This is a genomic window from Streptomyces sp. NPDC029138, from assembly GCF_055564375.1.
The window spans coordinates 1-20129 of record NZ_JBVHWM010000092.1; the positions used below are offsets into that span (position 1 = coordinate 1).

The 20129-nt window shown below is 70.6% G+C and carries 20 protein-coding genes; 9 read left to right on the forward strand and 11 right to left on the reverse strand.

The annotated features are described in order from the left end of the window. Positions 1 to 133: 133 nt before the first annotated feature. Positions 134 to 649, reverse strand: a complete 516-nt coding sequence (gene msrA / locus ACZ4WH_RS40265) for a peptide-methionine (S)-S-oxide reductase MsrA (RefSeq protein WP_468190369.1) — start codon at positions 647 to 649, stop codon at positions 134 to 136. A 259-nt stretch (positions 650 to 908) separates the two neighbouring features. Here msrA and ACZ4WH_RS40270 point away from each other — a divergent pair, with 259 nt between their 5' ends. Next, entirely contained in the window at positions 909 to 1967 is a 1059-nt protein-coding gene (locus ACZ4WH_RS40270) for an alpha/beta fold hydrolase (RefSeq protein WP_468190371.1), read from the forward strand. Positions 1968 to 2350: 383 nt separating this feature from the next. Beyond that, a complete protein-coding gene (locus ACZ4WH_RS40275) occupies positions 2351 to 3238 on the forward strand; it encodes a Bax inhibitor-1/YccA family protein (protein ID WP_468190373.1) in 888 nt (295 codons plus the stop codon). 335 nt (positions 3239 to 3573) lie between these two features. Here ACZ4WH_RS40275 and ACZ4WH_RS40280 read toward each other — a convergent pair whose 3' ends face one another. From ACZ4WH_RS40280 to ACZ4WH_RS40305, 6 genes are all read right to left on the reverse strand, one after another. Beyond that, positions 3574 to 4260: a cytochrome b/b6 domain-containing protein gene (locus tag ACZ4WH_RS40280; RefSeq protein WP_468190375.1), complete on the reverse strand. Its 687-nt coding sequence runs from the start codon at positions 4258 to 4260 to the stop codon at positions 3574 to 3576. Further along, positions 4214 to 4930 carry a molybdopterin-dependent oxidoreductase gene (locus ACZ4WH_RS40285; RefSeq protein ID WP_468190377.1) on the reverse strand — a complete coding sequence of 239 codons (717 nt, stop codon included), beginning with the start codon at positions 4928 to 4930 and terminating at the stop codon, positions 4214 to 4216. Before ACZ4WH_RS40285 ends, ACZ4WH_RS40280 begins: the two co-directional genes overlap by 47 nt. 167 nt (positions 4931 to 5097) lie before the next feature. Continuing rightward, entirely contained in the window at positions 5098 to 5469 is a 372-nt protein-coding gene (locus ACZ4WH_RS40290) for an SgcJ/EcaC family oxidoreductase (protein WP_468190379.1), read from the reverse strand. A 51-nt stretch (positions 5470 to 5520) separates the two neighbouring features. Continuing rightward, entirely contained in the window at positions 5521 to 5823 is a 303-nt protein-coding gene (locus ACZ4WH_RS40295) for a muconolactone Delta-isomerase family protein (protein ID WP_468190380.1), read from the reverse strand. Positions 5824 to 6007: 184 nt separating this feature from the next. Further along, entirely contained in the window at positions 6008 to 6619 is a 612-nt protein-coding gene (gene wrbA / locus ACZ4WH_RS40300) for an NAD(P)H:quinone oxidoreductase (RefSeq protein WP_468190381.1), read from the reverse strand. A gap of 390 nt (positions 6620 to 7009) precedes the next feature. Continuing rightward, on the reverse strand, positions 7010 to 7573 hold the full coding sequence (locus ACZ4WH_RS40305) for a TetR/AcrR family transcriptional regulator (protein WP_468190383.1): 564 nt from the start codon (positions 7571 to 7573) through the stop codon (positions 7010 to 7012). Between the two features lie 203 nt (positions 7574 to 7776). Between ACZ4WH_RS40305 and ACZ4WH_RS40310 the strand changes: the two genes are divergently transcribed. Next, a complete protein-coding gene (locus ACZ4WH_RS40310; protein ID WP_468190385.1) occupies positions 7777 to 8793 on the forward strand; it encodes an alcohol dehydrogenase in 1017 nt (338 codons plus the stop codon). Positions 8794 to 9068: 275 nt separating this feature from the next. On the opposite strand, the gene ACZ4WH_RS40315 is transcribed toward ACZ4WH_RS40310, so the two are convergent. Next, on the reverse strand, positions 9069 to 9422 hold the full coding sequence (locus tag ACZ4WH_RS40315; RefSeq protein WP_468190386.1) for a nitronate monooxygenase: 354 nt from the start codon (positions 9420 to 9422) through the stop codon (positions 9069 to 9071). 203 nt (positions 9423 to 9625) lie between these two features. Between ACZ4WH_RS40315 and ACZ4WH_RS40320 the strand changes: the two genes are divergently transcribed. Further along, entirely contained in the window at positions 9626 to 10432 is an 807-nt protein-coding gene (locus ACZ4WH_RS40320; RefSeq protein ID WP_468190388.1) for an MBL fold metallo-hydrolase, read from the forward strand. A gap of 135 nt (positions 10433 to 10567) precedes the next feature. Next, positions 10568 to 12733 carry an AfsR/SARP family transcriptional regulator gene (locus tag ACZ4WH_RS40325; RefSeq protein ID WP_468190390.1) on the forward strand — a complete coding sequence of 722 codons (2166 nt, stop codon included), beginning with the start codon at positions 10568 to 10570 and terminating at the stop codon, positions 12731 to 12733. A gap of 26 nt (positions 12734 to 12759) precedes the next feature. Here the strand turns inward: ACZ4WH_RS40325 and ACZ4WH_RS40330 are convergent, their stop codons facing one another. Continuing rightward, positions 12760 to 13281: a sigma-70 family RNA polymerase sigma factor gene (locus tag ACZ4WH_RS40330; RefSeq protein WP_468190392.1), complete on the reverse strand. Its 522-nt coding sequence runs from the start codon at positions 13279 to 13281 to the stop codon at positions 12760 to 12762. A 312-nt stretch (positions 13282 to 13593) separates the two neighbouring features. Here ACZ4WH_RS40330 and ACZ4WH_RS40335 point away from each other — a divergent pair, with 312 nt between their 5' ends. The 3 genes from ACZ4WH_RS40335 (at position 13594) to ACZ4WH_RS40345 (ending at position 17099) form a co-directional block, all read left to right on the forward strand. Further along, the gene (locus ACZ4WH_RS40335; RefSeq protein WP_468190394.1) at positions 13594 to 14292 is read left to right on the forward strand and encodes a YbaB/EbfC family nucleoid-associated protein; all 699 of its coding nucleotides are present in this window, start codon (positions 13594 to 13596) and stop codon (positions 14290 to 14292) included. A gap of 103 nt (positions 14293 to 14395) precedes the next feature. Next, entirely contained in the window at positions 14396 to 14899 is a 504-nt protein-coding gene (locus tag ACZ4WH_RS40340; protein ID WP_468190396.1) for a hypothetical protein, read from the forward strand. 676 nt (positions 14900 to 15575) lie between these two features. Next, positions 15576 to 17099 carry a DNA primase family protein gene (locus tag ACZ4WH_RS40345; RefSeq protein ID WP_468190398.1) on the forward strand — a complete coding sequence of 508 codons (1524 nt, stop codon included), beginning with the start codon at positions 15576 to 15578 and terminating at the stop codon, positions 17097 to 17099. A 149-nt stretch (positions 17100 to 17248) separates the two neighbouring features. On the opposite strand, the gene ACZ4WH_RS40350 is transcribed toward ACZ4WH_RS40345, so the two are convergent. Further along, positions 17249 to 18172, reverse strand: coding sequence for a LysR family transcriptional regulator (locus tag ACZ4WH_RS40350; RefSeq protein WP_468190400.1), 924 nt, complete (start codon positions 18170 to 18172; stop codon positions 17249 to 17251). A gap of 224 nt (positions 18173 to 18396) precedes the next feature. On the opposite strand from ACZ4WH_RS40350, the gene ACZ4WH_RS40355 reads away from it, so the two are divergent. Next, positions 18397 to 19110: an SDR family NAD(P)-dependent oxidoreductase gene (locus ACZ4WH_RS40355; protein ID WP_468190402.1), complete on the forward strand. Its 714-nt coding sequence runs from the start codon at positions 18397 to 18399 to the stop codon at positions 19108 to 19110. 376 nt (positions 19111 to 19486) lie between these two features. Here ACZ4WH_RS40355 and ACZ4WH_RS40360 read toward each other — a convergent pair whose 3' ends face one another. Further along, complete coding sequence (locus ACZ4WH_RS40360; RefSeq protein WP_468190403.1) at positions 19487 to 20038, reverse strand: CGNR zinc finger domain-containing protein; 552 nt, start codon at positions 20036 to 20038, stop codon at positions 19487 to 19489. Positions 20039 to 20129 lie beyond the last annotated feature (91 nt).

Sequence of the window (20129 nt, forward strand, 5' to 3'; positions counted from 1 at the left end):
CCCCCCCCCCCCCTCCCCCCCCCCCCCCCCCCCCCCCCCCCCCCCCCCCCCCCCCCCCCCCCCCCCCCCCCCCCCCCCCCCCCCCCCCCCCCCCCGTACCGCATGGCGGGCGGATGTCACCGCCCTGTGGTGGTCAGGATTCCGCGCGCTTCGGCAGCCGCCAGTTCGGGCGCGGGAAGTGGCAGGTGTAGCCGTCCGGGTAGCGCTGGAGGTAGTCCTGGTGCTCCGGCTCGGCCTCCCAGAACGGACCGGCCGGTACGACCTCGGTGACCACCGGCCCCGGCCACAGCCCCGACGCCTCGACGTCGGCGATGGTGTCGAGCGCGACGCGCCGCTGCTCCTCGTCGAGGTAGAAGACGGCGGAACGGTAACTGGCCCCGATGTCGTTGCCCTGCCGGTCCTTCGTGGTCGGATCGTGGATCTGGAAGAAGAACTCCAGGATCGCGCGGTAGTCGGTGACGGCCGGATCGAAGACGATCTCGATCGACTCGGCGTGGTTCCCGTGCCTGCGGTACGTGGGTTGGGCCAGGTCGTCGTCGCCGCTGTAACCGACCCGGGTACGGATCACGCCGGGGAGTCTGCGGATCAGTTCCTGCATCCCCCAGAAGCAGCCGCCGGCCAGCAGCGCCCTTTCCTCGACGTCAGTCATCAGGTCTCACCCTTCCCCTCCCCCGGCGGCCGGAGGAGATACAGCACTACTATGACGCAAACTTCGTCACCTGTCAAACCGGTGATCCCTGAGGTGACCAGCTCGAACGGACCACGGGGGTGCACATGGGGCCGTAACCGGCTTGACTGGTGATGTTTGGCTGTGAGACGGTCCTCTCGCCCCGCTCCCCGGCGACCGCCTGCGGCGGGAGATCACCAGCAGAGACCGCGACTCCAGATCCACCACCACGGAGGCTCACATGATCAGCAGGCGCACCTTCAACAAGGCCGTAGGCCTGGGATCGGGCGCGGCCGCCGTCTCGCTGACCGCCCTCCAGGGCATCCCGAGCGCCTCCGCCGCCCCGCGCCACACCCCCGCGCCGACCGTCCCCGAGGTGGCCCCCGGCACCCACACGTCGTTCGCCAGGCTGAAGCAGGTCAGGGCCGGCGTACTGGACGTCGGTTACGCCGAGGCCGGCCCCGCCCACGGCCCGGTCGTCATCTGTCTGCACGGCTGGCCCTACGACATCCACAGCTTCGTCGACGTCGCCCCCCTGCTGGCGGCGCAGGGGTACCGGGTGATCGTTCCCTATCTCCGCGGCCACGGGACGACGACCTTCCTGTCCTCCCGCACGTTCCGCAACGCACAGCAGTCGGCGGTCGCCCTCGACATCATCGCCCTGATGGACGCCCTCAAGATCGAGCGGGCCCTCCTCGCCGGCTTCGACTGGGGCTCACGCACCGCCGACATCGTCGCGGCCCTGTGGCCCGAACGCGTCAAGGGCCTCGTGTCGGTGAGCGGGTACCTCATCACCAACGTCGAGGCCCAGAAGAAGCCGCTGCCTCCCGCGGCCGAGCACACCTGGTGGTACCAGTACTACTTCTCCACCGAGCGGGGCCGCCTCGCCATGGAGGACAAGCAGAACAGGCACGACCTGTGCCGGTTCGTCTGGCAGACGGTCTCCCCGACCTGGCAGTTCGACGACGCCACGTTCGAACGCACCGCCACGGCGTTCGAGAACCCCGACTACGCGGCCATCGTGATCCACAACTACCGCTGGCGGCTCGGCCTCGCCGACGGGGAGCGGCGCTACGACCGCTACGAGCGCCTCCTCGCCACCCGACCCGTCATCGAGGTGCCCACCATCACCCTCGACGCCGAGCGCGACCCGTTCACCCCGCCCGGCAACGGCGCCTCGTACCGCGACCGTTTCAGCGGCGCCTACGAGCACCGCACGCTGTACGAGATCGGTCACAACCTGCCGCAGGAGGCGCCCACCGCCTTCGCCCAGGCCGTCATGGACGTCGACCGCTTCTGAGTCCGCGCTCCCCCGCGGGGTCCCGCGCGCCCCCTCCGGCGTCGTGAAGCCCGGTGGTACGCGACCGGGTTGACAAACAAAGAGCTCCTGCTGCCAGGGCGTCGGCCTCGATGCGATCGCCCTTCGGCAGCAGGCGAGGAGCGGTCGTCCGAGCACACCCCCCGGGTGCGAGGGCGACCGCTCCGTCATGTCGCGGACATCACCTCTCCGACCGGCGGTGCCACCCACCCCAACATGAGTCACCGGTTAAGCTGGTGACGCGCGAGGGAGTCATACCCGTCCTGGCCGGCCGGTCGTCCGCCGGCCCGGCGCGGTCGCCTCCGAGCATCCGCGTCACCTCGCGCACCACAGCCCGCCGCGCCCGGCGGACGAGGAGGAACGACGTGAAATCCCGCAACCCGATCTTCTCCGGTTGGGGTTACGACCGCCACGCCGGTCAGGCGTACGCCGGCACGCGGGGGCCCGCGGAAGCCTCTGCCACCGCCCGGCCCCCGCTCGATCGCACGGTCAACCCCTACGCACCGGCCGGCCGGCCGGTGCTCGTCAAGGACGCCCCGGCCCTCGTCAAAGACTCCGCGGCCGGCCCCGCCACGGCGACGATGGACGATGTCGTCGTCCGCACCGCGGCCACCCTCGGCGTCCTGACTCTGACAGCGGTGCTGTCGTGGACCCTGCTCCCCGTCTACGGGACGAACACCGGCCGGTCCCTGGGCATCGCCTTCGGCGCGGCCGGGATCGCGGTCGCCCTCTCCCTCATCCAGGCGTTCCGGCGCACGCCCTCCCCCGCGCTGATCCTCGGGTACGCGGCGTTCGAAGGCGTCTTCCTCGGCTTCCTGTCGGGGGCGGTGTCGGTGTACGTCGCTCCGGGCGTGGTCGTCCAGGCGGTACTGGGCACCATCACCGTCTTCGCGGGCGTGCTGATCGCCTACCGGATGCGCTGGATCGTCGTCACCCGCAGGTTCGTCGGCCACCTGCTCGCCATCGCCACCGGGTTCCTCCTGCTCACCGCCGTCGACGCGCTCTTCTCGGCGTTCGGGGCGGGCAACGGCCTGGGCTTCGGCAGCGGCGGCCTGGGAGTCGTGTTCGGCCTCGCGGGCATCGCGCTCGGCGCCGGCTTCCTGGCCCTGGACTTCAAGCAGGTCGAGGACGCGATCGCCTACGGCGCCCCACGCGAGGAATCCTGGCTGGCGGCCTTCGGCCTCGTCACGACACTGGTGTGGATCTACCTGGAGATACTGCGCGTGCTGACCATCCTGCGCGGCGACGACTGAGGTTTCCGACACGTGAGGGGCATCGGCGCGAGGCGGATGCCCCTCACCGAGCCACGCACGGGCGAAAGGGCCGCCACCTCGGGTGTTGCCGAGATGGCGGCCCTTCGTCGGGGGAAGCCGACAGCGCCTGCCGGGGACTTCACCACGCGCCGGACGTCACCGGTCGGGTACGCCGCGCCCGGGAGGCCGCACACGTGGGCATCATCGCGGCCGGACGCGGCAACCGGTACGACCCACTCGACGCGCGCGGCCCGCCAGTGCGCCGGGCCGCCCGCGTGATGTCCCCCGACGCGACGGGAAGGTGTGCGGGAACAGGCCGGTCGCGTCGGCAAGCGTCACGCGTCGTGGGCCTCTTCGGCGGCGGTACGCGTGTCCTCGTCCGGCACCCACCGGGAATGCTCCCGCGCGGCCCATGACCTGCTCACGTATCCGGATCGCATCCCGAGCCGCGCCTCGGGGTCCCGGTGGGCCTTCCTCATGTGTCCGATCAGGACGAAGGTGATGGCCCAGGCCAGGCAGTCGTGGACGAAGATGGCACTGGTGCGCGAGATGTCCGGCAGGAATCCCATGAACCACATCAGCAGTCCGGTGAACATCATCACCAGCACCGCACCCGCGATCCAGCCCGCGTACAGTTTCTGACCCGCGTTGAACTTGCCCGCCGGCCGCGCCGCCGGCGATGACAGACGCCTCCGGACGGCGCGCAGCCACTGGCGGTCGTACACCGCGAAACGGTTCAGCCGGCGCAGGTCCGCGCGGAACTCGCGGGAGAAGAGCCCCAGCAGAGACGGCGCCGGCAGCAGAACGCCCGACCACTCGTGGAGTGTGATCATCAGGTACCGCCGCCCGACGAGCTGGGCGACCGGACCGAAGTACAGACAGGCCGCGGTCAGCAGGCACGTCAGCATCAACCAACCAGTGGCCCGGTGCACCAGGCGTGGAGCGAGGGCGAACCGGCGGACCCTGCCGGCCGGTTCAGGCCGCGTGCCTGTCGGCGTCGTCGAGCCAGCCGTCGACCGCATATCCGCGCTCCTCCCAGTAGCCGGGAACGACCTTGTCGGTGACCGAGATGCCGGACAGCCACTTGGCCGACTTGTAGAAGTACATGGGGGCCACGTAGAGCCGCACCGGGCCGCCCTGGGCGTGGGTGATCGGCTTGTCCTGCATGGTGAGCGCCACCAACACGTCCGAGCGGCGCGCCTGCTCCAGGGTGAGGCTCTCGGTGTAGGCCCCGTCGAAGCAGGTGAACCGGACGGCCGTGCCCTCGGAGCGCACTCCGGCGGCATCGAGGAGATCCGCCAGCCTCACACCGGTGAAGGGCGTGTCGTTCACCCGCCATCCGTCGGTGCACACCACGTCGTGGACGACCCGGCTCTGCGGCAGGTCCCGCAGCTCCGGCAGCGAATAGGTCTTCGGCCGGTCGACCAGACCGTCGATCCGCAACGCGTAGTTCGTGTCGTCCTTGCGCGGTACCGAACCGACCACGCTGTAGTACCGGAAGCCGCCCGGGTTGGGCAACAGGCCGGTGATGCCGGTGGCGTCCACCTGTGAGGCGGACGAGAGGAATCCCTCCCAGCCGCGTTGCAGGTACGGCGCGGTGGCGAGCCCCGCGGCGCCCGTGGCGAGCATGCCCAACAGCGCGCGCCGTCCCACCGGTGCCCCTTCAGGGTCCTGATTCGGCCGTCCCGCCATGTCTGTGCTCCTTCGACGTGGCGACGGTCTTCACGGCCCGCTTCCCACGGGACGCAGGCTCTGCCGACCGGTGCGTTCGCACCACCCCGACACCGTCACCTGTTTAACCGGTTAGGATGGTGACACGGTGGGACAGAGCCTGTCAACGCGAGCGTGCGCGAAGCGCGTCAGCCGAGCCTCGTCACCTGGTAGTGGGAGATGGACCAGCGGTCGGAGACGCGCTTGAGCACGATGCTGAGAGTGACGTGGATGGCCGGCCGGTCGGTGAAACCGAAGTCGACGTCGAGATACCCGAGCAGGACATCGTCCGCGAGGCTCCGCGTCTCGAGCACCTGGTACTCGGCCGTCAGCCCGATCGGCTGGGAGTCGTAGTACGCGGCGACCCCCTGTCGGCCGACGCTGTAGGGATGGAGCCCCTGGAAGATGGCGTCCTCGGTGAAGAGTGCCGCGACCTTCTCGGGCTCGTGCGCGTCGACCGCGGCCTTCCACTGGTCCATGACGCCACGCAGGATGGCTTCTTGTGCTGCTGTGCCGCTCATCGGCTTTCTCCTCTCGCGAAGGGCGCGGCGTGAGTGCGCACCCCGTGTGGATCAGTTGGTGGGGCCGGCAGTGCCCGGGTCGTTGGGGTGCGGCTGAAGGGCGGTGATCTCGGCGGTCATCCACGGCCACAGGGGCAGGGTGCCGAGCACCTTCTCACGCAGGTCGGCCTCGTCGTCCGCGCGCCACACCCCGACGCTGCGCAGCTCGCCGACCGGGCGCCACAGCCGGAACAGGTGTCCGGTGGCGGCCAGTTCCCTGGCCCGGACGGATTCGGCCGCGCGTCGCCGGTCGACCTCGGCGGGGTCGGTGCCCTCGGGCACGGTCGTGGTGAGCACGACCAGGAATTCCTTCATCGTCGTTCGTCCTCTCTCGGTTCTGCGGGACTGCGGGACTGCGGGCTGCGGGGATACGGGGCCGCGGAGCCACCTTCTCGGACGGGAGGACGCCCCGTGGCGCCCTGAAGCAGAGACCGCCAGTGAGAACATGGTCGGCCAGTCACCGCCGGCCCTGCGGTATATACCCCGCACCGTCTCCTGGTCAGGCGGCGGCCTTGAGAGCGGCGGCGATCTTCACGACGCGCTCGGCCTGGATGCCGGCGGCGAGGCGGGTGATCTCGCCGACGGGCTTGGTGCCCTGGCCGTCGGCGTGGGAGGTGCCGTAGGGGTTGCCGTCGACGAACTTCTGCGGGTCGGTGAAGCCCGGCGAGACGATGATGCCGCCGAAGTGGTGGACGGAGTTGTACAGGGCGAGCAGCGTCGACTCCTGGCCGGCGTGGTCCGTGGCGGTGGAGACGAACCCGCTGTAGACCTTGTCCGCGAGCTTGCCCTCGGCCCACAGGCCACCCAGCGTGTCGATGAACTGCTTCAGCTGCGAGGAGACGTTGCCGAAGCGGGTCGGCGTGCCGAAGACGACGGCATCGGCCCACTCGACGTCCGCCGGGGTGGCCTCGGGGACGTTCGCGATGGCCGCGTGGTTCGCGGCCCAGGCCGGGTTGGAGTCGATGGCGGCCCGCGGGGCCAGCTCCGCCACCTTCAGCAGACGGACCTCGGCACCCGCCTTCACACCGGCGTCATGCAGCTCCTTGGCGATCTCGGTGATCGTGCCGGTGGACGAGTAGAAGACGATCGCGAGCTTGATGGGAGTGGACACGGGATTTCTCCATTTCGATGGGTTTGCGCCGACATGTTGAGTCGACCGGTCACCTAAACTAGACGACCGGTCGACTTCAGTCAATCGCCATCCATGACGCTCCCGGCCCAGCGTCTCGACGTGCGCTCGTCCACGTCCGCCCGGCCCTGTTCAGACAGGGTGCGCGGAAAAATGAGCCGACGGAGCGGCGCCCCGGATCGAGCGGCCCAGGGCCCGTCGTCCGGACCGGGCCGGCTGTGAGGTGCGCGCCTTCGAGCCGAACGGAGCGGGACCTGGTGCGATGCGGCTCCAAGACGGAGGGGAGCGGCCGGCACGAGCGTCAGCAACCGATGACAACTGGCAGATGCGCGGGCCAGGCCCGCGACGCCGGGGTGACCCGAACGACAGGGTCTAGCGCAGAACGACGCCGAAGACGATGCGGAAGAACGCCTCGACCGGTGCCGCGGACTTGTCGGCCCTGGCCGCGATCAGCGCGCCTTCCCAGGCGCTCAGGATGAACAGGGCGGTGTCCGCCGCGTCGAGGTCGCCGTCGAGGTCGCCGGCCTTCTGGGCCTCGGTGAGTACCTGCTGGATGTGCTCGGCCCAGCGGCCGAATCCACGCTGGACGGCCGAGCGGATCTCCTCGTTGTGATCCGCCATCTCCGCGCCGAAGTTGCCGGCCAGGCAGCCACGGACGAATCCGTTGTCGAGGGTGTCCCTGCCGAGATACTCGAAGTGCTCCCGCAGCCGCTCCAGCGGAGGCCGTCCCGGCGTGGTGAGCATGTCGAACCGCAAGCCCGCGGCGTACCGGTTCAACGCCTCCAGGGCGCTCTCCTCCTTGCTGGAGAAGTGGTTGTAGAACGACCCCTTGGGGACGCCGGCGGCGGTGGTGATGTCGCTGATGCCCGTGGCGTTGAAGCCCCTCGCCTGGAACTGCCACAGGGCGGCCTGCGCGATCTCCTCACGCTTGGACACACGTCCCATCATCGATCACCTCGCCTTTCAATATGAGCGGTCGCCTCAACGGGAGTCAAACCCCGGGCGGACCGGTCGCCGGCGCGCAGGAGCCCCCCGGCCGGCGCATCGGCTAGACTCGCCTTAAGTCGACCGGTCATTTTCCAGGCGGGCCTCTCGTCGTGATCCCGCCTGGCCGACAACACACACTCAGGAGCAGCAGCATGTCCACGTACCGAGCCTTCGAGGCGACCGGTGTCCACAACCTCCGGCTGGTCGAACGTGAACTGGTCGACCCCGAACCGGGACACGTCCGACTGCGGGTGGAGGCCTGCGGTGTCTGTCACACCGACGTGCTGGCCATCGAGGGGCTGCGCGCGGACCCCTCGCAGCCCGTCGTCCCGGGGCACGAGGTCGTCGGAGTCATCGACGCCGTCGGCGCCGGCGTGACCGCCTGGCAGCCCGGCGACCGCGTCGGTGTCGGCTTCCTGAACGGGCACTGCGGGGAGTGCGAGCCCTGCCGTCGCGGTGACTTCGTCAACTGCCTGAACCAGCCGCAGACCGGAACGACCACCGACGGCGGTTACGCGGAGGTGGTCTACGCCCGCGCCAGCGGGCTCGCGCGCATTCCTGACGGCCTCTCCGCCGTCGACGCGGCGCCGCTGCTGTGCGCCGGCCTGACCACCTTCACCGCGCTCCAGCAGGGTCACGTCCGGGCCGGGTCCCTGGTCGCCGTGCAGGGCATCGGAGGGCTCGGCCACCTGGCGCTCCAGTACGCGCACAGCCTCGGCTACCGGGTCGCGGCGGTGGCGCGGGGCGAGGAGAAGGAGGCGCTCGCCCGGGAGTTGGGCGCCGACGAGTACATCGACAGCACCGCCGTCGACCCGGGCGAGGCACTGCGCGACCTGGGCGGCGCCTCGATCATCGTCGCCACCTCGTCCAGTGGTGCGTCCATGAACCCGTTGGTGAGCGGCCTGGCGCCGAACGGCAGGCTGGTCGTCGTCGGTGCCGCACCCGACCCGCTGACGGTCGCGACCCCCGACCTGATCTTCGGCACGCGCGCCATCGTCGGCAGCCTGACCGGTTCCTCCATCGAGAACGAGGACAACCTCGCCTTCAGCCTGGCCCACGACATCCGGCCCAGCGTCGAGGTCGTGCCCTTCGCCCAGGCCATGGAGGGATACGAGCGGATGCTCTCGGGCAAGGCCCGGTTCCGCGTCGTACTGGACACCGCGGCCTGAGTCACCCGGCCGCCCGCGAGGAGTGCGGCCCTCGCCGTGCCGTGCGGGCGGAGTCCGAGGATTCCGCCCGCACGGGTCTCTCGCCCTGTCCGCCCCCTGCTCGGCATCCACCCCCCACCCAACCCGGCGGTGGGCTTCCTCAGGACCTTGCGTGCGCTACGTCGGAGAGAACGCCACCGCAGACGGACACACGGTCCGCGCGACCCGTATCGGCCTGCTGTCCGTCTCGGCACCGCCGGTCTCGGTGGGGCCTGGCAGTCGGCGGCGGCCGTCCATCAGGGAACCCTGCCGGTCAGCGACCTCTTCACCGGTTCCCCGGCGTTCAGTTCGATCCCGTAGCGGTCCGCCTCGGGCTGGATCACCTGCGCGTAGCCCGGCGGCAGTAACGGCGGTAGGCCTGCGACGGGGACCGGGGCGAGGACGAAGACGTTGACCCCGAAGGGCACGTCCTCGGCCCGGACGGCGCCGATCTGCTCCGCGAGTGCCTGCGCGGTCTTGTAGCCGACGGCGAGGAAACCCATTCCTCCCGCATGACCGGCCGCCCCCACCATCGCGGGGGTACTGGATCCGGCGGCCATCGGGGCGGCGAGGACCGGCAGCGAGACCAGGCCGTCCAGCAACCGATTCATGTCTCCTCCTCCGGCCGCGGGTGGTCACCCCCGCCCTTGACCAACGCGACCATGGACGCCCGGAGGGACAAGCCGACATGCCGGTCGCGTCACCATCATGCACGGCGGGCATCGCCGCGTCGTCGGGGACGATCGAACGGGGAACGCGGGGTAGATTCGATGAACGTTCGACTCGATGTCCACGATCACCGGACGGAGTGGCCATGACGACCCCAGAACTTCCCCGGCAGGAATGCGCGGTCACCGTCCTGGGCGGTCCGACAGCCGTCATCGACATGGGCGGGCTGCGGATCGTCAGCGATCCGACCTTCGACGAGGCGGGCCCGCACGGATACCTCACCAAGACGATGGCGCCGGCCCGGACCGAGGAGGCCGTGGGCCCGGTGGACCTGGTGCTGGTCAGCCATGACGTGCATCCGGACAATCTCGACGAGCGCGGGCGCGCGTTCGCCGAAGCCGCGCCCCTGGTCCTCACCGGTCCGCTCACCGCGGCCCGGCTCGGCGGGCCGGCGGTCGGACTCGCTCCCTGGACCAGCCACTCCGTGGCGCGCGGGGACGGTGACGACGAACTGACCGTCCTCGCGGTGCCGGCGGTGCACGGCCCCGAGGACGGCGACCGCGACGCCGACGGCCACGTCAACTGCGAGGTCACCGGTTTCGTCCTGTCCGGGCGGGGTCTTCCGACGGTGTACATCAGCGGTGACAACGCCTCCCTGCGTATCGTGGCGGAGATCTCCCGCCGCGTCCCGGACGTCACCGCGGCCGTGCTGCACGCCGGGGCGGCGCGCGTGCCGGCGAAGTTCGAGGGCCGCCCGCTGTCCCTCGACAGCCGGCGGGCCGCTGCGGCAGCGGCCGTCCTCGGTGCGGATGTGGTGGTGCCTGCCCACTACGACGGCTGGGCCCATTTCTCCGAGGGAGGCGCCGACCTGGAGTTGGCCTTCAACGAAGCGGGCCTGTCCTCGTTGCTGCGGACCGTGCCGCACGGGAGCTGGGTGGACCTGCGTCCCTGACCACGGAGGGCGGGGCCGTACGCGTCCGCCGCCCACCGCGAAGCTCCTTGACAGGTCAAGGAGCTTCCCATTTACTTGACGACGCAAGCTGAACCATCCTCTACTTTTCTTTCCGCGTCCCCATGCGAGCAGTACGTGACGTATGACATCGGTCCCGACGGCGGGGAGGCCGTACGGGAAATGGACGCGGTAGTGCGCTGTTCGATCCTCGGGCCCGTGCGCGCGCTCCGCGGAGCCGAAGAACTCGATCTCGGCCCTCCCAAGAGACTGGCCCTCTTCGCCCTGCTCGTGCTGCGCGCGCCCGGCCCCCTCACCCTGAGCGAGGCGATCGACGTCCTGTGGGACGACGAGCCGCCGGCCAGTGCGGTCAACGTGGTGCACCGGCACATCGGCGCCCTGCGCAGAACGCTCGAGCCCCAGCTGCGCAGCCGGTCCGACGCCAAGCACCTCGTACGCGCCGCCGACGGTTACCGGTTGCTGGTCGACGCCTCGGGCTCCGATCTCCTGCACTTCCGTGACCTGTGCACGCGGGCGCGGCTCGCGGCCAGGACCGGAGACCCCGCGCGGGCCGCCCACCGCTTCGTCGACGCCCTCCGGCTCTGGCGCGGCCCCGTCGCCGACGGCAGCCACGTGTGCCGGCATCCGGTGTTCACCGCGGTCGGGCACGAGTTCGTCGCGGCGGTCAAGGAAGCCGCCGACGTCGTCCTGACCGCGGCACCCACGCTGACGGAAGACGTGCTCACCGCCCTGCGCCAGGCGCTGGACGGCCACCCCTTCGACGAAGCCGTGCACGCCCGGGTGATCGCCGCCCTGGCCGCCACCGGCCGGCAGGCCGAGGCCCTGCGGCAGTTCGACCACATCCGCCGCAGTCTGGCCGACGAGCTGGGCGTCGACCCCGGCCCCGAACTGCGAGCCGCCCAGCAGCACCTGCTGCAACGCAGACTCACGGCGCCCGCGCTCAGGCCGGCGGGCCCCGCCCCGGCCGCTTCGATGCCGTCCCAACTACCCCCGGACTGCGCGTCCTTCGCCGGCCGGCGGTCGGCGCTCGACCGGTTCCTGGAACTGCTGCCCCTGGAGGGTGAGAGCCCGGCCCCGGCCACCATCGCGGCGGTCTGCGGCATGGCGGGAGTGGGCAAGACGACCCTGGCCGTCCACGTCGCCCACCTGGCGGCGGCACGCTATCCCGGCGGACAGGTCTACGTGGATCTCCGGGGCCATCACACGTCGCAAGCGCCTCTCGACCCCGGCGAAGCCATGCGCACGGTGCTCGAAGCGCTGGGCACAGAAACGGTTCCCGCGCAGCCGGGCGCCGCCGCGCTGGGCTCCGCCTACCGCAGGGCCCTGGCCGGGCGGCGGCTGCTCCTCGTCCTGGATGACGCCCGCGACAGTGAACAGGTCCGTCCCCTGCTGCCCGCCACGCCCGGCTGTCTGACGATCGTGACCAGCCGTCGGCGGCTGGAGGGGCTGGCCGTGACGGACGACGCCCGGATCGTCACGCTCAACCCCATGACCCGCCAGGAGAGCCTCGAACTCCTCGAACGCCGCCTGGGCGCGGACCGGGTCAGGGGCGAGCGTGCCGCGGCCGAGGAGATCGCCGAACTGTGCGGAGGACTGCCGCTGACGCTGGCCGTCGCGAGCACCCGGGCGCTGCTGCAACCGACGTTCTCCCTCGCCTCGCTCGCGGCACGGTTGCGGGACGACCGGAGCAGCCTCGCGGCCCTGTCCACACAGGACGTCCGCACCGATGTCAGGAGCGCTTTCACGGCCTCCTACGAAGCGCTGAGCGACAGTGCCGCGTCACTGTTCCGGCTGCTCAGCCTGCATCCCGCGCGCGACGTCACCGCACGGGCCGCCGCCAGCCTGGCCGGCACCGACCTGTGGGCCACGCACGCGGACATAGCGGAACTCACGGATCACCACCTGCTCGTCGAACTCGTACCGGGCCGGTACACGTGTCATGAACTGCTGCGCGGTTTCGCCGCGGAACTCAGCTCCCTGCGGGATCCGGCCGGCGTGCGCTCCGCGGCACGCGCCAGGATGGTCGAGCACTATCTGTACAGCGCCGATGCCGCCACCGCGCTGATCGCCCCGCACCGCAGGGCCCTGATCCTGCCGCCCCCGCGCCCCGGCGTGCGGCCTCAGCAGTTCACCGAGACAGCGGAGGCCGCCGAGTGGATCATCGCCGAGCGGCATCTGCTGCCGTCTCTTGTCGAGGACATGTGTCTTCTGCCCCGGGGCGAGACGTTCCGTCGGCAACTGTGCTCGACGCTGAAGACATTCGCGCGCCGCGTAGACCGCTGAGCGGGAGGCGGCCCCACGGCCACGTCTCAGGACGCCTCGACGAGCCGTGCCGCGCCACGGAGCTTGCGCAGGGCGTTGTGGTGCCTGGACTTGACCGTTCCCGTCGGCACTCCCAGGATTCCGGCGGTCTCTTTGAGGGTGCGGTCGTACAGGTAGATGTGCACCAGCACAGCGCGGTGCTCCGGCGACAGCCCGTGGAGAAGCGGCCTGACCGTCATGGCGTGGTGCACCGCCTCGATGCCGTCGGTGCCCGACAGCGGCTCGCTGTAGACGGCGCCGAAGACCTCCCTGCGCGTGTGCGGCTTGCGCACCCAGTCGATGACCAGGCGACGGGTCACGGTGAGCAGCCAGCCCCTGACCGATCCTTCCATGCCGACGAGGCGGTCGAGATTCCGCCAGGCTCGGATGATCGTTTCCTGCACGATGTCTTCGGCGAGCCCACGGTCGCCGAGCATTCTTTCGGCATACGAGACGAGCCCGTCCCGGTGCTCCGTCACGATGGCGCCGAGCGTCTCCGCCCGGTTCTGTGCCGTGGAGGGCGTGGTCATAGTCCCCTGAGCCGTTCTGATGCTCTGTCTACCTGCGGTCGGAGACCGATCCGGCCTCACACGTGCGCACTGTAGGCAGACGTGGGTGACGGAAAACTGCCGCGCTTGTGACGCCGCGATGCCGTCCCGCGCCGTGACGACCGCCGCGACGGGCGGCTGTCGGCCTGCGGGATGCGAACGTGGAATGGCCAGATCGTGATGGTCGCGTGGAGAGGACGATCCGGCGGCGTGAACCGCGGCTGCCGGTGTCTCGTGTGTCTCTTGTAGCACGCCGACTCCGAGTCGCCGCACCAACACAGGAGGAGCGGAACGGTGGATACGTCTCCGGGAAACCGCGTGGAAGAGGTCCTCGCCGAGTTCGCGCAGCGGTACGACGCCATGGCTCGGGTGGAGGAGGAACTGCGGACGCTGTCGGTGACGGCGTCGTCCGCGGACGGCGTGGTGGAGGCCACCGTGTGCGCCGACGGCCGGACGTCGGCAGTCCGCTTTCCCACCAACCGGTTCAAGGAGATGTCCGGCCCGGAGCTGGCCCGCAGCGTCCTGGGGGCCCTGACGACGGCCCGGGCGGAGGTCGCCCTCCGTGTCTCGGCGATCGCCCGGTCCCCGGCGGCCCAGGTGTCCGGATGCACCGCACCGGACACGTGTGAGGACCCGCTCCACAGTGGCCCGGAGACGTACACCCCGTCCCACACGTGCTGGCATCGTGTGGTGGGGGAGGCCCGAGCGGTGTCCGGCCGTCATGGCGCCGTCCCCGGTCCGGTCGGCGTGCCGGGCCGCGGTACGGCGCCGGAACAGTCGCCTTCCCAGGGGCCGCTCTGGGGAAAGCTGCTGCCTGGCGTTCCGTCGCCGGCGCGGCCGGCTTCCCTGCCCGCGGAGCTGTCGGAGGCGGTCGTGGCGCTGGGTCAGGCCGTATGTGAGTCCGCCGGTGGGCGGTGCACACCTGACTGGCGCGGACGGCCGGACACGGCGGAAGCGTCGGACGACGACCGCGCGGCACTCGACACCGCCTGATCGTGTGATGGTGCGCGGGACGCCGACGCTCGACACTTTTCTGCATGTGTACTCGGGCCTGGGTACCATGCGCATCATCAACATAACGAGGGAGTGAACGGTTGTGACCAGCCAATCAACCGCCACGCTCCGGTCGCGGTACGTCGAACAAGCCGCGTCGGATCTGGAGGAGAATCGCCGACGACAGCAGGAACTGGCCCAGACCATCAAGATGTTGAAGCGGGAGGAAGCCCTCCTCATCGACATCCTGGCGCTCGCCGAGCGGCACGAGGGCGACGTCGGCGAACCGCCGTCCCTCCCCGAGCAGGCACAGGAGGAACCCACGGTCCGGCAGGTCAGGCCGCCGGCCAGGGCCCAGAACCGCACGGGGAGGAGGAAGGCGAGGGGCAAGTCGCGGGAACCTCTGCTCGCGGACATCCTGCTGGACCTGCTCCGCGCGCAGGACCAGCCACGTTTCGCGAAGGAGCTGAGGGACGAACTTCTCGCCAAGCACCCCGACCGGACTCCGACCCCCCAGGTGGTGCGCAACACCCTTGAATCACTCGTGGCCAAGGGACGCATCCGCCGCCACAAGCAGGACCGGTCGGTCACGTACACCGTCGCGTGAAGTGCCGTGCGCGGCCCGTGGACGCGTGCCGCTCCCGCTCGGGGGGCGAGCGGGAGCGGTACGCGTGTGAAGCGGTCACCCTCCCCGTCTGGGGGAGACGGAAGGACCACCGCTCCACCCCGCTGCGAAGCCAGCCAATCCACATCTTCGCGGCGGGAGCCTTCAATGGGAGAACGGTCCCGGCGCCGTCCGGGGTTCACGAGTCGGCCGGGATTTTTCCGCCCGGGACGAGGTGTCAGGGCCTCAAGGAGCGGCGCAGCAGGTCAGCGGCTCGTTCGGCGATCGCGTAGACGGTGGCGTCGGTGTCACCCTCCCCCATGGCGCAGGTGCCGACGGGGGGCAGTAGGACGTGCACGGGGCGGCAACCCGGTCCTGCCGCTGCTCTCCCGACCAGGCGCCGCCCGGCATCGGGCCCATAGTCGCTTCAGTCGCTGTCCGGCGGGCCGGACACATCCGACCTGCTGATTTCGGTGGCATGTGCTGCGCGCCCTCAGCGGTCGCATTCGCTAGGCTGTGCCCATAGTTCAGTCGCTTCAGTCGCTGATGGGGGGCGGATGCCTGCGGACCCGCAGCTTTCGTGCAGCCGCTCGCGGCGCCCCCGCACCGGGTCGCGCATCGTTCGCGGGGGTCTCGCTGCCGGTGTCAGGCGAACGTGGTACGCGGGTGGAGGGTGTTCATGACGTCCTCCGGGAACGAGGCACTGTTCGATTTCGATCCCGAGGCTGTTGCCGCGCAGATGCGGAGCCGGGACACCGTGGTGTCTGTTCCGGCCCAGTCCGACCCCCGGCGGGTGCCGGTGGACGGGGTGTCGGCGGCCGGACTGCTGCCGGACACGCTCTCGGATCGCGGTAACGCCAAGCTGTTCGTGAAGTTGTACGGGAGCGACTACCGGCACGTGCCGGGCATCGGTTGGTACCGGTGGAACGTCACGCACTGGCAGATGGACGAGGACGACACGGTCCTGTGGGCCGCCGGTGACCTCGCGGAGCACATCGCGGTACAGGATTCCCGGGGTGTCTTCACCAGCAGTGCGTTGCAGCAGCACCGTCGCCGCGCACTGTCCACCACCGGCATCAACGCGATGCTGGCGCAGGCCAAGTCCGCGCCCGGCATGGTGCTGAACGCAGCGCTCCTGGACGCCGACCCGTACGCCCTGTGCACACCCGACGGCATCGTGGACCTGAGGACCTCCCTGCTGAAGCGCCCGGACCCCGGCAAGGACTTCCACTCCCGGTCCACCAGCGTGGGCCCGGAGCACCGGCCGACCCCGCGCTGGGACCGTTTCCTCAGCGACACCTTCGGTGACGACGCCGAGGGCCGGGAAATGATCTCCTATCTGAAGCTGCTCCTGGGTTACTCCGTCACGGGGGACGTCGGCGGCCAGGTGCTGCCGTTCCTCTTCGGATCGGGCAAGAACGGCAAGTCGGTGCTGCTCGACGTGCTGATGAAGCTCCTGGGTGACTACGCCGACGCCGCGCCGCCGGGCTTCCTGATGTCGCGGCCGTACGAGGGACACCCCACGGATCTCGCGGAGTTGCACGGCCGGCGGGTCGTCGTCTGTTCCGAGGTGAAGCCCGGTGACCGGTTCGACGAGGCACGTGTGAAGCTGCTGACGGGCGGGGACCGGATCAAGGCACGCCGGATGCGGCAGGACTACTTCAGTTTCCGGCCGACGCACAAATTGTGGTTGCTCGGCAACCATCGGCCGGAGGTGGGCACCGGTGGGTTCGCCTTCTGGCGGAGGATGCGGCTGATCCCGTTCGAGCGCGTGGTGTCCGACGACCACAAGATCGACAATCTGGCGGACGTCCTGGTCACCGAGGAGGGGCCGGGCATCCTCGGCTGGCTGATCGACGGTGCCCGCCGCTATCTGGCCGGCGACCGGGATCTGACCGGCCCGGAGCGCGTCCGCATCGCCACCACGGCCTACGCGGAGACCGAGGACCACACGGCCCGGTTCTACGAGGAGTGCTGCGTCCTGGCTCCTGACCTGCGCGCCGAACAGACGGCCCTCCACGCCGCCTACAAGGCCTGGTGCCGGAACGAGGGAGCGCCGGCCATGTCCTCGCGGGCGTTCGCCGCGCGTACGCGTGAGCTGGTCGGACTCGCCTCTCCCAAGGAGATGATCCTGTCCAACCAGCGCAAGCACTACCCGGGCATCGGACTGCTCACCGAGGAAGGGAGGGGGAGCCTCACATGAGCTCCTGATCCGCCGGAGCCTGGACAGTCCGCCCACCCGGAGAGGCCGTCCGGCCTGCCGCGGGCCGGACATGCGATCGGCCACACCCCTCTCGCCATCATGTTCGCGTCGCCCCCGGGCCGGGGCCGGGCGCGAAGTGGCGGAGCCGGTCACCGCCGGTGCGGATCGTCGTCGGGGAGCCATACGTCCGGGTCGTCCAGGCCGAGATCGCCGACTCCCTCCGTGAGGGCGTCCACGGTGCTGAGCACGGCCGCGCGCTGCTCGTCGCGGCGCCACACCAGGGACCACGTCCAGTAGACCTTAGGCCCGGACACGGGGCGCGCGACCAGATCGGGGGGCAGCGACGCCTCCTGTGCCTTGGGGCAGTTGAGGATCGGGCGGCGCGCACGGCGTACGTGGTCGAAGAAGCCCGGTCCGGTGATGCCCCCGTCGGAGATGCGCACCGCACGGGCGCCGGTGTCCCGGGCCAGCCGCTCGGCGTAGACGTTCCAGGACGACCATGTCGTGACGTCGGTGTCCATCAGGACGAGGAGGTCCCGGGCGCGGATGTCGTCCTGCTGACGGTCCGCGGAGACCGCGTACAGGCGGTCGGCGCCGATGAGCCGGGCGTTGAGCCCGCGTTCGTCCAGGTCCTGCCGGCGGACCCAGCACACCGCGAGGTCGAGACTGCCGTCCGCGACCCGCGCCGCCTGGGTGTGCGAGGGCGCGATCCAGGCGTCGACGTGCACCCTCGCCACGGTCGAGGTCCGGGCGGTCAGGTCCGGTGGCAGCCAGTTGACGTAGCCGATCCGGACGGATTCCGAGCCGGCGATCCTGGCGGCGCGGTGCTGGAGGTCGTCCGCGCGCTCCAGCAGGTCGCGTGCGTGCGGAAGGAGTGCCGCACCGGCGGCCGTGAGGGCGACCGAGCGGCGGTCGCGGTCGAAGAGCCGCACGCCGAGGTCGCGTTCCAGCGCCTTGATCTGCTGGGACAGCGACGGACCGGCTATCAGCAGCCGGTCCGCGGCACGCCCGAAGTTGAGGTCCTCGGCCACCGCTACGAAGTACCGCAACTGACGCAACTCCATGACGCCCATGCTACGGAGCGGCGGTCGGCGTCACAGCCGCGGGGCTCCTCCGCGACGTGTTGGCTCCCAGCTGGTAGGCAGAGGCTCCTACCGCAGGTCAGAGGGGGTACGGCGACGATACCGGCACGGGAGGAGCCGGAATTAGACGACTGGTCGTCTGGTTGTGACGCGTGACCGGCCGACGAGGACCGGTCGGAACCACCACCGTCACCCCGAAAGCGAAGAAGGCAGTCATGAGCAACTCCGCCAAGAAGGTCGCCGTCATCACCGGTGCCTCCCAGGGCATCGGCGCGGGCCTGGTCGAGGCGTACCGCAAGCTCGGTTATGCCGTGGTCGCCACCTCGCGGACCATCGCCGCCTCGGACGACCCGGACGTCGTCACCGTCCAGGGCGACGTCGCCGACCCCGCCACGGCCGAGCGCGTCGCCGCCGCCGCGATCGAGCGGTTCGGCCGCATCGACACCCTCGTCAACAACGCCGGCATCTTCGTCGCCAAGCCGTTCACCGAGTACACCCAGGAGGACTACGACGCGGTCACGGGCATCAACCTGAGCGGGTTCTTCCGGCTCACCCAGCTCGCCGTCGAGCAGATGCTGCGTCAGGGCGGCGGCCACGTCGTCCAGATCACCACGAGCCTGGTCGACCACGCCCTCTCCGCGGTGCCGTCGCTGCTGGCCTCCCTGACCAAGGGCGGCCTCCAGTCCGCCACCAAGGCGCTGGCCATCGAGTACGCGACCCGGGGCATCCGCAGCAACGCCGTCTCCCTGGGCGTCATCAAGACCCCGATGCACTCGGAGGAGTACTTCGAGACGTTCGCCGCCCTGCACCCGGTCGGGCGGATGGGTGAGATCGGCGACATCGTCGACGCGGTTCTCTACCTGGAGAACGCGCCGTTCGTCACGGGCGAGGTCCTGCACGTCGACGGCGGCCAGAGCGCCGGTCACTGACGCCGGGTCTGACGGCCGCCGGTCGCCGACCGACCCCGGAGGCACATCCACGGGCCGCTGATCAGGGGCGTGATCAGCGGCAAGGCGGCACTGACACCTCGTCAACTGAGGCGAAGCCGCTCCGCCGCCGTCGGCCGAGGGCGCCGGCGTCATCGCGGCGGCGGGATGCAGCTGGGACACCCGTACCACGTCGCCGCCACGCCGTAAGAGCACCGGACGCCGACCGGTACCGGCCACGTCCGCCACAGGCGGCGCCCACTGCGTGGCCAGGATGACGACGCCGGGGTCGCGGGCACACCGGCCCGGGGAGACGGACTCTCACCGCATGAGGTCCGGCAGGCCGTGCCGGCGGCCGGGACAGGTCGCGCGGGTTTGGTCAGCCGGCCACACTGTGCCGGCGGGCCCGGTAGGCGGCGGCCTTGACCCGGTTGCCGCAGGTCTTCATGGAGCACCACTCCCGCCGGGGGCCGCGCGAGCGATCGATGTAGACCTGCGTGCACTCGGGGCGGGAGCACTCGCGCAGCAGTGCGCCCTCTCCTCCGCCCAGGATCTCCACCGTGTCCCGGGCGAGAACCACCAGGGCCTGCGAGACGGAACCGACGCGGCGACGCGTGCTGTCGGCACCGAGCTGTACTCTGACGGGCAGGCCGGCCGCCTGCCGGTTCACCTCGGCGAGCGCCGCGGCCGGCAGCCGTTCGCCCGCCAGGTGGGCCGCGACCAGTGAGTAGATGGCTTCACGCAGATCAAGGGCGGTCGCGAGGTCGGCCTCGTCGGCGCCGGGCGCCTCGTCGAGCATCCCGGACTCCACGAACCAGTCGTCGAGCGACTCGGGATGTGCGAGCATCTCCGTCGGCGTCGCGTTACGGCGTGCACGCAGCGTTCCGACGAAGTCGAGGAAGAGCGTCCCGCAGGGAAATGCATGAGTCACGTCACCATTCTGGCCGGTGACGAACAAAAACGCAAAGCCCCTGATCGAGGCGTCGCGCAGCCCCGGCCGGAACGCCGGCCCCGGTCAGCCT

Bases quoted from the DNA above. Each gene is read 5' to 3' on its own strand.
- msrA (WP_468190369.1), bottom strand. From the start codon at position 649: ATGACTGACGTCGAGGAAAGGGCGCTGCTGGCCGGCGGCTGCTTCTGG.
- ACZ4WH_RS40270 (WP_468190371.1), top strand. From the start codon at position 909: ATGATCAGCAGGCGCACCTTCAACAAGGCCGTAGGCCTGGGATCGGGC.
- ACZ4WH_RS40280 (WP_468190375.1), bottom strand. From the start codon at position 4,260: ATGCGGTCGACGGCTGGCTCGACGACGCCGACAGGCACGCGGCCTGAA.
- ACZ4WH_RS40285 (WP_468190377.1), bottom strand. From the start codon at position 4,930: ATGGCGGGACGGCCGAATCAGGACCCTGAAGGGGCACCGGTGGGACGG.
- ACZ4WH_RS40290 (WP_468190379.1), bottom strand. From the start codon at position 5,469: ATGAGCGGCACAGCAGCACAAGAAGCCATCCTGCGTGGCGTCATGGAC.
- ACZ4WH_RS40295 (WP_468190380.1), bottom strand. From the start codon at position 5,823: ATGAAGGAATTCCTGGTCGTGCTCACCACGACCGTGCCCGAGGGCACC.
- ACZ4WH_RS40310 (WP_468190385.1), top strand. From the start codon at position 7,777: ATGTCCACGTACCGAGCCTTCGAGGCGACCGGTGTCCACAACCTCCGG.
- ACZ4WH_RS40315 (WP_468190386.1), bottom strand. From the start codon at position 9,422: ATGAATCGGTTGCTGGACGGCCTGGTCTCGCTGCCGGTCCTCGCCGCC.
- ACZ4WH_RS40320 (WP_468190388.1), top strand. From the start codon at position 9,626: ATGACGACCCCAGAACTTCCCCGGCAGGAATGCGCGGTCACCGTCCTG.
- ACZ4WH_RS40330 (WP_468190392.1), bottom strand. From the start codon at position 13,281: ATGACCACGCCCTCCACGGCACAGAACCGGGCGGAGACGCTCGGCGCC.
- ACZ4WH_RS40345 (WP_468190398.1), top strand. From the start codon at position 15,576: ATGACGTCCTCCGGGAACGAGGCACTGTTCGATTTCGATCCCGAGGCT.
- ACZ4WH_RS40350 (WP_468190400.1), bottom strand. From the start codon at position 18,172: ATGGGCGTCATGGAGTTGCGTCAGTTGCGGTACTTCGTAGCGGTGGCC.
- ACZ4WH_RS40355 (WP_468190402.1), top strand. From the start codon at position 18,397: ATGAGCAACTCCGCCAAGAAGGTCGCCGTCATCACCGGTGCCTCCCAG.